Here is an 11,939-nt window from a genome sequence, read left to right on the forward strand (position 1 = left end):
ACGAAGGTGCTCAGGGGGAGTTGCAACGTGTCCGATCATTTTGCAGATCCGCTGGGATTCAGGACGAAGTCATAGTCGAGCGTGTAAAACTCCTCGTCTTTCCCGTCGGCATCCGGCGACGATTCATGGAACACCCAATCGGCGATAAGGCTTGAGCGCACGCCGAACACGGCGTCCGAGTCGAGGTATCGACCATCCTTGCGGAAGACATGCGTAATCAGCCTCTCGTATCCCGGTGCCTCGATCATGAAATGCAGATGCGCGGGCCGCCATGGGTGGCGGCCTAGCGCCCAAAGCAGGGCGCCGACCGGACCATCGTGCGGAATCGGATAGTGCATTGCGAGAATGGAACGGAAGCTGAAATTGCCATGCGCGTCGCTAAGCAATCGGGCGCGTGCACGATGTTCGTGTTGTCCCGATTCCGACGGCGTCTGTACGTCGTAGAAGCCTTCTTCGTCGGATTGCCAGACATTGATCACGGCCTCCGGCACGGCCTTACCGTCCAAACCTCGCACCTGGCCCCGCACGTAGCATGGAGCGCCCTTGGCGCCGTTGGAAATATCAGAGCCGTTCTCGAGCGCCGGAGCACCGTCGACGAAGAACGGACCGAATACAGTGGATTCCGTACAGCCTTCGGGTTTCGCATTGTTTTGCGCCGTCACCAACATGGATAAACCACGAACGTCGGATAGCAGGATGAATTCATGCCGTTTGTCGTCAGTGATGTGACCGGTGTCTTTCAGAAACTTGATGCCTGCATGCCATTCGGCCTCCGTGAGAGCGATCTCGCGGGCGAATGTGTGGAGATGCTGGACCAGACCGGTCATCACCGTCCTGAGCCGATCATTCTCGCAACCGGACATGGCGGCGATGACTGCCTGTGTAATCGTGTCTTCGTTGATGTTCCGCACGACCGTGTCTCCGCTATAACGTTTGAGAGGATAATTTCGGACAATTGATGAAAGACTGTGGGAATGTCGCCATTGGAGAAAAACCCTGAAATCCAAACGCTTAATGCCGCTCGGTGGAAGAATCAAAGACTGCGGATTGACGGCTCCCGACGAGCCGTCTAACCGTGATGCCTCAATCTGACGCGTGCTCGCAGGTTCGGATGGCTACATCAATACCCGCAACCATGAAATCCGATATCGATACGCAACGACGATCTCCACCGCGGGATTCGGGAAGCGCCGGTTAGATTCTGGCAACAGGGGCGCTATGCATCATCGCAAAGCGTTGCTGGCTACCGTGAGCGCGTTCAACTACAGGTTAGAGGCTGGCAGAAGATCGCGGAAGCCCTCATGTTTCGATAGAATCCATCGTTCGGGTTAATAGATACGCGAACTTTGGCGCTTGATCGATACCGTCGAGCACATCCTCGAGGTAGCGTATCTCTGCCGCACGCACCCAGCGCGCCAGATCGCGCAGTGCAATGTCTTCGTGTTCAGGATGGTCTAAAAGATGCAAAGGTAGAGGCAGCGCGCGCCCGTTCGATGCTCGCTGGCTCTTCTCCCTGAGCGGATGAATCAGATCGCCCAGCCTCCGTCAACGGCGACCTCGGCGCCTGTCATGAAGGCGCTTTGATTCTTTAGAAGCCGACGCTTCGGCGCCCCTTGAGATTCAACATTGCACGAGCTTCATCGGGTGTCGCCACTTGAAGCGAAAGGGCTTCTATGATTGTGCGAATGCGCTTTAACTGCGTAGCGTTGCTACTTGCGAGCTTGCCAGGGCCATCCCAAAGGGAGTCCCCGAGTCCGACAAGTGACGCGATCGAGAGTGGCAACCTCGAGTGGGAAGGGGCGTTGCTAGCAGCCTATCATCAGGTGAACAGCATACCGCCGATCATCGGGAATCCAGAACGCGTCAACCCGACATGGGATCTCGCGCACGACAAGTTTCACTCGACCTTACTGGAAGGATGCAGATCAAAGTGGCTCAAGCGTTTCGCCGCAACCCTGCGCATCCAGACAATCCGCTACCGGGATCAGTCGATCCAGGCCCCTCACGCGGCTTCACGCAATTTCGCGCAAGAGCACGACGACATTGTAAAAGCCGTACTCGCGCGTGACGCTGACCGCGCGTGCGAACTACTGTGCCAGCACTTCGCCGCCACGACTGAACTGGTGATCGAGGACATCGCTAGCGACAAGCCCGCGAAGAGCGAAGGCGCAGCGCGAGGCCGGACACGGGCGCGGTCCACTACGTGATGCCGTGAAATGAAACGCGTTGTCTGCGTGGACCGCCTGCTCGAGTTAACTTGAGCAGTGCGGTCACGCCGTTATACAGATCGCCGTCACTCTTGTAGCCTGGGTTCGAAGGGCCGTTAGTCCAGCGTGGCTCTAGCCAGAAATGGGGCGAGGAGCTCCCGGGCGATCTCCGGCGTCACGACGTCGGCGGGCGCCAGTTTCTCATAGGTGTAGCTCTCCGGGTCGTCGTAGATCCGCTCCGCGATGAGCTTCGGCTTCGGCTCGTTCGTGTACGTAAAGATCTGGAAGAGGTGATGCGTCATCAGGTAGTGCGCCGCAGGGTCAGCGTCGATGCCGTGGTCCTTCAGACACACGCCGGGTACGACGTGAGTCCATACGGCTTCCGTCGTGACGCCGTAGTCGTCGACGCCCATATTCATGGTTCGCGCGCCCATCACGTTCTGGCGTGTTTCAGCGGCTTCACGATAAAACCCCTCGACGGCTACCTTGCCCGTCAGGACGTGCATCTGCCGCCGGTCACCGACGCGGTACATGGGCTCATCGACCGTGAGTTCAGGAACGATGATCTGATTCCAGTATCCCGCCACTTCCAGCAGCAAATGGCGGAAGTAGTTCTTTAACATGGCCCGGTGATGAGGGTTGGTCGTCTTGTGGAGAAAAGCTTCGACTTCCCGGGGCCATTGGGTTACGTCGAACTTTGCGGGGACGTGCATCAACGTCAGCGCATCTGTCGTGGGCATTTCTCGGCCTGGCGCCGCCAGGTTGGCATATTTCATGACTTGCTCCTGCTGGTTGTGCGGATGGAATTCAAATAACGTGCAGGTTTGCGCTGCTGCTTCAGACAGGCGATCTTGCGCCGTTGCAGACATGATTAGCGCACCTTCACGCTCAACTCTCCCAGACCGGTGATACCACCCGTCATGATGTCCCCGCGGTGGACGGGGCCTACACCTTCGGGAGTGCCGGTATAGATAAGATCGCCAGGCTGCAGTTCGAAATACGTGGACAGATTGGCGATGATTTCAGGCACAGACCAGATGAGCTTGCTGAGGTCTGTCCTTTGTCGATCCTCGCCATTGACCTGTACCCAGAGCGCACCTCGGTCGATGTGGCCGATTTCGCTCGCTCTATTGAGCGGCGCGATGGGCGCTGACTGATCGAATGCTTTGCCAAGTTCCCACGGTCGCCCCTTGTCACGCAGCGCTAACTGCAGGTCGCGCCGGGTCATGTCGAGACCGACCGCGTATCCAAAGACATGAGTCAGTGCATCTTCTACCGCGATGTCACTGCCTGCGCTTCCAATCGCTACGACCAGTTCGATTTCATGATGGTACTCACTGGTCTTCGACGGATACGGAACTTCGACGGTCTTTCCGATTGGGACATTCACGATGGCATCTGCCGGCTTGCAGAAGAAAAACGGCGGTTCGCGGTTCGGGTCGAAGCCCATCTCGCGAGCGTGGGCGGCGTAGTTGCGGCCTACGCAGTAGATACGCCGAACCGGAAAGACGGAGTCGCCGCCCTGGATCGGCACGGCCGGCACGGGTAAAGTGAACTCGATGCGCATGAAGGCAAGTCCTTTTTTCAATAGCCGCTAGTCGATGATCCGTGCCGGCAATTCTTCGAGCCCGGACCGAGAGTTTGTTTGAGCGCCGCGACTTGAGGCTCCCGGGTAACAAATCCCCGTGGTTGTCGGCCGGCGCCGTTGTACAGCGACAAGGGCGTAATGGATCCTGTCGTACCGCCGAATTTGATCGGGCGAGGGCATGAACGCAACGGCACCGTTGGCCTGTCAGAGCCCGGTGGTCGTGGTTGTGCTCGTTTCTCAAGTGACAGGAAGTATGGTTGTGCGCTGCGTCCGCGTCCAACGATGAATACTGACATCGTGATCTCGAAGTCAGATCGCCGCGTCCCACTTCGGCTTGCCTGGCGGTTTTTGTGCGGCGCAACCCTTAGACGTAGCCGCTTGAACGGAGCATGCGCGAACGTGGGTCCGCTGCATCTTGAGACATTGACGATCGTTAATGCAGATCAAGCGCCCAATTTTCATCATTAGACAGTGATCGCAACTCCTCCGATAGTTTGTCCAATCCACGTGCAAGGAACTTGGACGTGCAACCAATCCCGGAGACTGCCATGCAAATTCAACCGATGACGGACGAGCAGCGCAAAGCTGTTGCGATAGAGTTTTTCAGGCGCGTAGATCGTGGGGGCGACGTTCTTGAACTATTCGACGAGAAGGCCGAATTCTATTTCCCGAAATGGGGTATCGCCCATGGTCGTGGAGAGATTGCCCAATTTCTCGAAGACCTGACGAGTATCCTCGCTGAAATTTCGCACGACATGTCATATGCGAATTTTATTCAGCAGGGCGATCAGGTGGTGGTCGAAGCCACTTCGTCTGGGAAGCTGAAGAGTGGCGCGGTGTGGCGAGCAGGGACTACACATGCCGGGCGGTGGTGCGACGTATTCGAAATTCGCGACTTCAGGATTCAACGCTGCTTCGTCTATCTCGATCCCGACTACGCAGGAGCCGACACGGAACGCTATCCATGGCTCGCTGGCAAGCCAACGAGCCGTTATTGACTTGACACGACGCTCGGAAGGCGATATTCCTCGATAAATACCATTCGGGAAATCGATGTATGCTCGACGGCGTATCCATGGATCAACTGCGTACTTTCATCGCTGCCGCTGAAGAAGGAAGCTTCTCTGCGGCAGGGCGGAAGCTTCGCAGGACACAGTCCGTGGTGAGCCAGACGCTCGCCAATCTCGAAGGCCAGATCAATGTGTCATTGTTCGACCGGAGCGGTCGCTATCCACGACTGACGGAGCAAGGCGCCGTATTACTCTCGCAGGCGCGTCTCGTCGTCGGCGGCATGGATGGTTTCAAGTCGACGGCGCGAGCAATCGCAGAAGGGCTTGAACCGGAGCTTTCCGTGGTGGTGGACGTCATGTATCCAATGGCCTCGCTCACGGTCGCGGTTGGAGAATTCCGTGACGCGTTTCCTCACACTCCGTTGCGGTTATATGTCGAAGCTTTGGGTGCGGTAGTGCAACGAGTGCTGGAGCGCGCGTGCAGGCTTGGTATTAGTGGTTCCATGCCGGCCGTGCCCGAAACGATTGATGCCGAGAAGCTGCTCGATGTGCCGATGGTCACTGTTGCCGCTCCTAAGCATCCTCTGGCGTCGTTTAAAAGAGTGATCCGATCGCGCGAGCTTGAAGAACATGTGCAGCTTGTATTGACTGATCGCACGCCGCTGACCGATGGGAAGTCGTTCGGGGTGTTCTCTCCGCAAATCTGGCGATTATCGGATCTGGGCGCAAAGCACGCGTTTTTAAGAGCGGGCCTCGGCTGGGGACACATGCCCGCGGCAATGGTACACCCCGATCTTGTTTCAGGCGAGCTGGTACCCCTTCGAATCGAAAACTTTCAACCCCGAACGCCGCCGATCGCAATGTATGCGATCTATCGCAGAGACACGCCGCCGGGTCCAGCAGGCCGTTGGTTCCTCGGTCGACTAAAGCAAACCTCAAACGAAGACTGACGCTCACGCTCGACGTGACGCTTCTTTACCACGGTTGTATTCCATCCAGGAACTTGACAAGCAGCGCGTTGACGCTCTCAGGCGCTTCCCCTGTACATACGTGGCCACGACCTGGTATCAGGCAGCGTTTTTCCCCCGTAATGTTTTTCTGAATATTGCGAACTTGCTCCGGACTTATCCCCCGATCAGCAGCGCCGTGCAAAATAAGCATAGGGCATTGGAGTCGGTTGAACTGCGCGATCACGTCAGGCTTTTTCGATCCACGACCGGTATTCGAAGTACAGCGAACGGGCGATGCGTTTCGCCCAGCGTCGCTTCAAGTCTTCAATTAACTCGGGCTGATGATCCATCGCACGCTGAGTGAAGATCGCGGGCACGAACTACTCGATGAAGCTCGAAGAGAGATTTCCGTCACCGTCAAGAGGGTCGAAGTGCTGACCGAACAAGCGCTTTTCCTCGTCTGTATTAGACAGGGCCGGTACGCCACGTACTCGCGAGGGGTATGCCGCGCAATGGTGATGACGTGATTCGAGGTAGTGGGCATTCGGAGGCCGTTCGGGAGCGTTGATATCCGCAGCCGATAACAGAACGACGCATCCGTGGAGGCATTGCATGTACGGAACGCTGCGCGCGGCATGTCTTAGGCGCCGTCGGAGAGTCTGTGATGGGAAATGCTGAAGGAACAGCGCGCTATCAGCTGTGCAGACAGCGAACCGAAGGAACATTTGCAAACCGCCGCGCGGAGATGTTCGTCGCAGGGGATCCATAAGTCAAGACGATGGGTTCCATTAAAATATATAGGCTTCCCGTGGGGTCGGCCGGCATCTAACCTTCGTTCATGTCATCCCCAAACGGAAATTGCCATGGCGACTGTGTCTGATCCATTAGAAGCGGCCAATCCTGCCGTCCGGCCGGCTCGTCTTCTGCGCGCCATTGTGGCGCGTACCCAAGGGCGCCCCCATGGGCCAGTCACGCGCATCGTCAGTCCCGGCGAACTAGGTGAGCTAATCAAGCCGTTCGTGTTTCTGGACTACTTCGACTTCACGCCGTCGAGCGACGCTCTGTTTCCAATGCACCCGCATTCGGGTATCGCGACGATCACGGTCCTCCTCTCTGGCAATCTAAGATACGAAGATACAACGGGCGCATCCGGCGAGTTGTCCGCGGGCAGCGTCGAATGGATGAACGCGGGCAACGGCATCTGGCACGACGCCAGTCCCGCGGACCTGGAGCGCTTTCATGGCTATCAGATGTGGGTGGCATTGCCTCGCGAAGTCGAGAATGGCGAACCGCAAACCCAATATCTTCCCGCACAGGCCATCCCGCATGTGGGGCCCGCGCGCGTAATTCTTGGCAGCTACGGGAACACACACAGCCCGGTGACGTGTCCTGAGGGGATCAACTATCTGCATGTACGGCTCAAGGCGGGCGAGCAATGGCGTTATGTGCCACCTGTTGGACATACGGTGGCCTGGACCCATGTGCACCGAGGCACGCTTTGCGTCGCAGGTGAACGTCTGCGCAGCGAGCTCGCGGTCTTCAACGAGTCCGAAGACGCTCTCGACTTCGCCGCAGAAACCGAAGCCGAATTCATTTTCGCGTCTGCAGTAAAGCACCCGCATGACCTGGTGCTCGGCTACTACTCGGTTCACACGTCAGAGGCCGCACTGCAAGCGGGAGAAGCCCAGATCGCCCGAATTGGCGAACAGCTTCGCTTTCGCGGCCGTATCCGGTAGTCACTCAAGCAGTCCTCTTGGCCTCGGCCTATTTTTCCAAAACTTAAGGAACTCGTCATGAACTCAACCTCTGCAAATACTTACCAGACTCTCCCTCTGATTGGACGCATTCTCATCGCAGTCATCTTTCTCGTGAGCGGCTTTAGCAAACTCACAGCGCCGGGAGCGACCATTGGTTACATCGGGTCGCTAGGATTGCCAGTGCCGCTACTCGGGTATCTCGGCTCAATGGCTCTTGAGTTGGTTGGCAGCGTTCTGCTGATCGTCGGCTATCGCACGAGACTCGTTGCCGTGCTGCTGGCAGTGTATTCGATTATTACCGCACTGATCTTCCACCACGCGCTCGGCGACCAGAATCAGATGTTCCATTTTCTCAAGAACGTCGCGATGGCCGGCGGCTTGCTCCAGGTCGTCGCATACGGTGCAGGCGCATTCAGCTTTGATAACGGTCGCGAACTGCCGATCGCGGGTACCGCACAGTAACGACGCTCGGGACGGCCCTGGGCCGTCCTGGCAATACACCTGTTGCACCCTTGCGGCGCCATGACGGCCCGCTTCATCACCCTAAGGAGATTGCGATGGCCAAGGTACTTGTTCTCTACTACTCGTCGTATGGACATATCGAGCAGATGGCTGATGCCGTCGCGCACGGCGCCCGCAGCGCAGGCGCGCAGGTCGACGTCAAACGTGTACCTGAAACGGTGCCTGAAGAGGTTGCCAAGGCCGCGCATTTCAAGCTCGACCAGGCGGCTTCGGTCGCAACGGTCGCCGACCTCGAGAACTATGACGCGATCGTTGTGGGCACTGGTACTCGGTATGGTCGCATGTCGTCGCAGATGGCAGCGTTCCTCGATCAGACCGGCGGGTTGTGGATGCGTGGTGCACTTAACGGCAAGGTCGGTGGTGCGTTCGCGTCGACTGCCACGCAACATGGTGGGCAGGAAACCACGCTTTTTTCGATCATCACGAATCTGATGCATCTCGGCATGGTCATCGTTGGCCTGCCTTATAGCCATCAGGGGCAGATGAACATGAGCGAGATCGTCGGCGGCGCGCCTTATGGCGCAACCACCGTCGCTTCCGGCGACGGGTCGCGTCAGCCGAGCGAGATCGATCTGGCCGGCGCACGCCACCAGGGTGAACTGGTGGCGAAGACGGCGGCGAAGCTGTTCGGATAACGCTTTTTCTGGCAAGTCTGCGAGTGAACTGGGCCTTGTCGCCCAGCGAAACGAAACAATAAATCGGTATGCTAATTATTAGCCTGTGTAAAGATGCCGTATGAGGGATCATCATGACTGAGGATTTCAACGGAAAAGTCGTACTCGTGACGGGCGCTGGCTCCGGTATCGGCCGAGATGCCGCACGTGCCTTCTCCAGCCGCGGCGCGTACGTCTACGCAGCCGACATCAATGAGCAGGGGCTTAAAGAAACCGAGGATCTGATCGTCAGGGCCGGCGGAAAGGCTGCCATCGCACGGGTCGACGTGGCAAGCGAAGAAGATGTTTGCGCGTTCCTCGCACGTATAGAAAGGGATGCGGGTCGACTTGATGCGGCGTTCAACAATGCCGGGATCACGGGCGGAACTTACAGGATCGAGGATTACCCCACGGACGACTTTGATAAGGTACTCAGGGTCAATCTTCGCAGTGTGTTCCTCGGCATGAAGTACCAGTTACCGCTGATGAAGCGAAGCGGTGGCGGCGCCATCTGCAATACGGCGTCCGTCGCCGCGCTGACTGGCCCTGGTGGGATGAGCGCCTACGCGGCATCGAAGCATGGCGTCCATGGTCTGACCCGCGTTGCGGCGATGGAAAACGCTGCTCACGGCATTCGCGTCAACGCATTGGCCCCCGGATGGACCGAAACGCCGATGGTGGTCGAGAACAGTGCGCAGAACCCGGCCTTCGCCGAACTTGCTCGCACCGCGATCCCGGCAAAACGTGGTGCCCAACCGGCCGAGGTGGCTGCCGCGGCAGTCTGGCTCTGCTCGTCGGCGGCGAGTTACGTGATCGGGCAGATGCTGGTGGTCGACGGAGGGATGACTATCGGCGGCTTCGAGTTGCCGTGACTGATCCGTATGAGTTGTGAACTGAAAAACTCGCATTTCAACCATTTTGGAGCATGACATGGCCCATAGCAACGCAAGCGAAGAAGCAAAGGCTGTAGTTCGTCGCAATACCGAAGAGGTACAAGGGGGCGGCAACTTCGACGTATTCGAAGAATTGTTCGCGGACGATTTCGTCGACCATACGCCGCAGCCGAATTGCACTCCAGACAAGGACGGTGCACGCGCCCTCTACCACGTGCTGCGTGCCGCATTCCCCGATTTCCACGCGAACATCCATTGGCAGGTTGCCGACGGGGATCTGGTGACCACCTACAAGACGTATCACGGCACACACGAAGGCACCTTCCTTGGCGTGCCGCCCACCGGTCGAAAGATCCATTTTGAAACAGTCGACGCGATGCGCGTGCGCAGCGGCAAGATCGTAGAGCACTGGGGCGTGGCTAACCTGTTCTTGCTGATGCAGCAACTCGGTGCGTTTCCTGCAGGCGGGACGAAGGCGTGAACAATAGCCCGCGTCTGCACAGCGACGCCGTGATGCCCGCTACGCATCGGTAGATCGCCGGGCCAGTGCATGCAGTCAATCTTACTTATTTATAAGGATACCAAAGTGAGCGATGTTCTCAAAGACAAGGTCGTACTGGTCACAGGTGCAGCCAGCGGAATTGGTCGAGCCATTGCGATTAGTGCGGCGCGGCATGGAGCGAAGGCCGTGATCGTCTCAGACGTCACGGAGACTCCGCACGAGGGCGGTACATCGACCATCAGCGAGATTGAAGCACTGGGTGTGCCCACACGGTTTCAGCGCACCGACGTGACGCAGCACGCGGAAGTCGACGCGCTGGTCGACGCGTCGGACGAGTTCGGCGGAGTCGACGTGATGGTTTGCAACGCCGGCATCACGCTGCGTGAGGATGGTCCCGAGGTGGCCGAAAGCGACTACCGGAAGTTGATGGCGGTCAATCTTGACGGCGTGCTTTTTGGCGCGCAAGCGGCGGCGCGCCAGATGAAGGCGCGTGGCAAGCCAGGCAGCATTGTGTTGATGGCGAGCATGGGAGGCATCGCGGGCGCGGGAATGACCGTCGCTTATTCCACGAGCAAGGGGGGCGTCGTGCTGATGGCCAAGGCCCTGGCGGATGCGCTCGGGCCCGACGGCATCCGCGTCAACGCGATCTGCCCCGGCACGATCGACACGCATTTGCTACGCACGAATCCCGGCATTGCCGCAGCCTCGGAAGGTTTTCGGCAACGCACTCCGCTGCGCCGCCTGGGAAAGCCGTCAGAAATAGGCGACGCCGTTGCGTGGCTCGGTTCGGACATGTCGAGCTATGTCACCGGTATCGCCCTGCTCGTCGATGGCGGCCTGCTTTCGGTCATTTGATACGTCAGGGCGGCTGTATATGTACGGTCGTTCAATCAGGAGTTACCCATGAAAGCTATACGTGCCCACGCCTACGGCGGGCCCGAGCGTTTGACGCTTGAAGATATCCCTGACCCCGTCCCCGGCGAGGGCGAAGTATTGATCGACGTCGCGGCGAGCGGCGTCAATCCGGTCGATTGGAAAATCCTGGAGGGCAGGATGAAAGCCTTCCTGCCGCTGTCACTGCCTTACTCACCTGGCGTCGAAGTGTCGGGAAAGATTTCGGGGCTGGGCGCTGGGGTCACGGACTTCGCTGTGGGGGACGAAGTCTTCGGTTTCATCGGCATCGTCGGCGGGTACGCCACCAAGGTGGTGGCCTCTGCTGCACGCCTGGCGTCAGTGCCAAAAAAACTTTCATTGCTTGAAGCGGCAGGAGTGCCGGCGGCAGCGTTGACCGCATGGCAGGCGTTGCACGAGCACGCTGATATCAAGCCGGGTCAGCGCGTCCTGGTTCATGGCGCGGCGGGCGGCGTTGGCAGTATGGCGGTGCAGTTGGCCAGAATCGCCGGCGCGGAGGTCATCGGAACGGCGTCGTCCGGCAATCTCGACTACGTCAGACAGCTAGGTGCGATGCAGGTCATCGACTACCGGAGGGAAAGCTTCGAACAGAGCGTGTCGTCCGTGGACATCGTCCTGGATCTGGTTGGCGGCGAAACGCAGGATCGCTCCTGGTCGTTGCTAAAACCTGGCGGCATCCTGGTGTCGCCGGTGAGCCCGCCAGACGCCGAGCGCGCCAAGTTGGGTGGTGTGCTAGGGAAGCATTTCGGCACCCGCTCCGACGGCAAGCAGTTGACTGCAATCGCGGCACTCTTTGACTCGGGTGAACTCATGGTCGAAGTCGAGACGGTCTTTCCGCTGTCGCGTGCCGCCGATGCCTTGCAAAAAAACCTGACCGGTCATGCGCGCGGCAAGCTCGTGCTCGACGCGACCCGATAATCCCGATTGGCCGGTCTACGGAGGCAC

Annotated in this window: 14 protein-coding genes and 1 pseudogene; 10 read left to right on the forward strand and 5 right to left on the reverse strand. The window is 58.5% G+C overall.

Features of this window, described 5'->3' with window-relative positions; all coding sequences use genetic code 11:
- Positions 1-35: 35 nt before the first annotated feature.
- Together HF916_RS17460 and HF916_RS17465 are read right to left on the reverse strand one after the other, a co-directional pair.
- Entirely contained in the window at positions 36-911 is an 876-nt protein-coding gene (locus HF916_RS17460; RefSeq protein WP_168792052.1) for an intradiol ring-cleavage dioxygenase, read from the reverse strand.
- 677 nt (positions 912-1,588) lie between these two features.
- Positions 1,589-1,759, reverse strand: a pseudogene (locus HF916_RS17465) (3-keto-5-aminohexanoate cleavage protein); the annotation flags it as partial.
- 43 nt (positions 1,760-1,802) lie between these two features.
- Here HF916_RS17465 and HF916_RS17470 point away from each other — a divergent pair.
- Positions 1,803-2,207: an FCD domain-containing protein gene (locus tag HF916_RS17470; RefSeq protein WP_168789125.1), complete on the forward strand. Its 405-nt coding sequence runs from the start codon at positions 1,803-1,805 to the stop codon at positions 2,205-2,207.
- A 116-nt stretch (positions 2,208-2,323) separates the two neighbouring features.
- Here HF916_RS17470 and HF916_RS17475 read toward each other — a convergent pair whose 3' ends face one another.
- Positions 2,324-3,076: a hypothetical protein gene (locus tag HF916_RS17475; protein ID WP_168790127.1), complete on the reverse strand. Its 753-nt coding sequence runs from the start codon at positions 3,074-3,076 to the stop codon at positions 2,324-2,326.
- A 2-nt stretch (positions 3,077-3,078) separates the two neighbouring features.
- On the reverse strand, positions 3,079-3,774 hold the full coding sequence (locus HF916_RS17480) for a fumarylacetoacetate hydrolase family protein (RefSeq protein WP_206001907.1): 696 nt from the start codon (positions 3,772-3,774) through the stop codon (positions 3,079-3,081).
- Between the two features lie 569 nt (positions 3,775-4,343).
- On the opposite strand from HF916_RS17480, the gene HF916_RS17485 reads away from it, so the two are divergent.
- Positions 4,344-4,793, forward strand: a complete 450-nt coding sequence (locus HF916_RS17485) for a nuclear transport factor 2 family protein (protein WP_168790128.1) — start codon at positions 4,344-4,346, stop codon at positions 4,791-4,793.
- 59 nt (positions 4,794-4,852) lie between these two features.
- The gene (locus HF916_RS17490) at positions 4,853-5,755 is read left to right on the forward strand and encodes a LysR family transcriptional regulator (protein ID WP_168790129.1); all 903 of its coding nucleotides are present in this window, start codon (positions 4,853-4,855) and stop codon (positions 5,753-5,755) included.
- 245 nt (positions 5,756-6,000) lie between these two features.
- Here HF916_RS17490 and HF916_RS51515 read toward each other — a convergent pair whose 3' ends face one another.
- On the reverse strand, positions 6,001-6,132 hold the full coding sequence (locus HF916_RS51515) for a hypothetical protein (protein WP_277352289.1): 132 nt from the start codon (positions 6,130-6,132) through the stop codon (positions 6,001-6,003).
- A gap of 486 nt (positions 6,133-6,618) precedes the next feature.
- Here HF916_RS51515 and HF916_RS17495 point away from each other — a divergent pair, with 486 nt between their 5' ends.
- From HF916_RS17495 to HF916_RS17525, 7 genes are all read left to right on the forward strand, one after another.
- Positions 6,619-7,491, forward strand: coding sequence for a pirin family protein (locus tag HF916_RS17495; RefSeq protein ID WP_168790130.1), 873 nt, complete (start codon positions 6,619-6,621; stop codon positions 7,489-7,491).
- 57 nt (positions 7,492-7,548) lie between these two features.
- Entirely contained in the window at positions 7,549-7,974 is a 426-nt protein-coding gene (locus tag HF916_RS17500; RefSeq protein WP_168790131.1) for a DoxX family protein, read from the forward strand.
- Between the two features lie 95 nt (positions 7,975-8,069).
- Complete coding sequence (gene wrbA, locus HF916_RS17505; RefSeq protein WP_168790132.1) at positions 8,070-8,669, forward strand: NAD(P)H:quinone oxidoreductase; 600 nt, start codon at positions 8,070-8,072, stop codon at positions 8,667-8,669.
- A gap of 113 nt (positions 8,670-8,782) precedes the next feature.
- Complete coding sequence (locus tag HF916_RS17510) at positions 8,783-9,559, forward strand: SDR family NAD(P)-dependent oxidoreductase (protein WP_168790133.1); 777 nt, start codon at positions 8,783-8,785, stop codon at positions 9,557-9,559.
- A 58-nt stretch (positions 9,560-9,617) separates the two neighbouring features.
- On the forward strand, positions 9,618-10,061 hold the full coding sequence (locus HF916_RS17515) for an ester cyclase (RefSeq protein ID WP_168790134.1): 444 nt from the start codon (positions 9,618-9,620) through the stop codon (positions 10,059-10,061).
- Positions 10,062-10,166: 105 nt separating this feature from the next.
- A complete protein-coding gene (locus tag HF916_RS17520) occupies positions 10,167-10,937 on the forward strand; it encodes an SDR family NAD(P)-dependent oxidoreductase (protein ID WP_240975568.1) in 771 nt (256 codons plus the stop codon).
- A gap of 48 nt (positions 10,938-10,985) precedes the next feature.
- Entirely contained in the window at positions 10,986-11,912 is a 927-nt protein-coding gene (locus HF916_RS17525) for an NADP-dependent oxidoreductase (RefSeq protein ID WP_168790136.1), read from the forward strand.
- Positions 11,913-11,939 lie beyond the last annotated feature (27 nt).

Source organism: Paraburkholderia aromaticivorans, assembly GCF_012689525.1.
Classification (GTDB): domain Bacteria; phylum Pseudomonadota; class Gammaproteobacteria; order Burkholderiales; family Burkholderiaceae; genus Paraburkholderia; species Paraburkholderia aromaticivorans_A.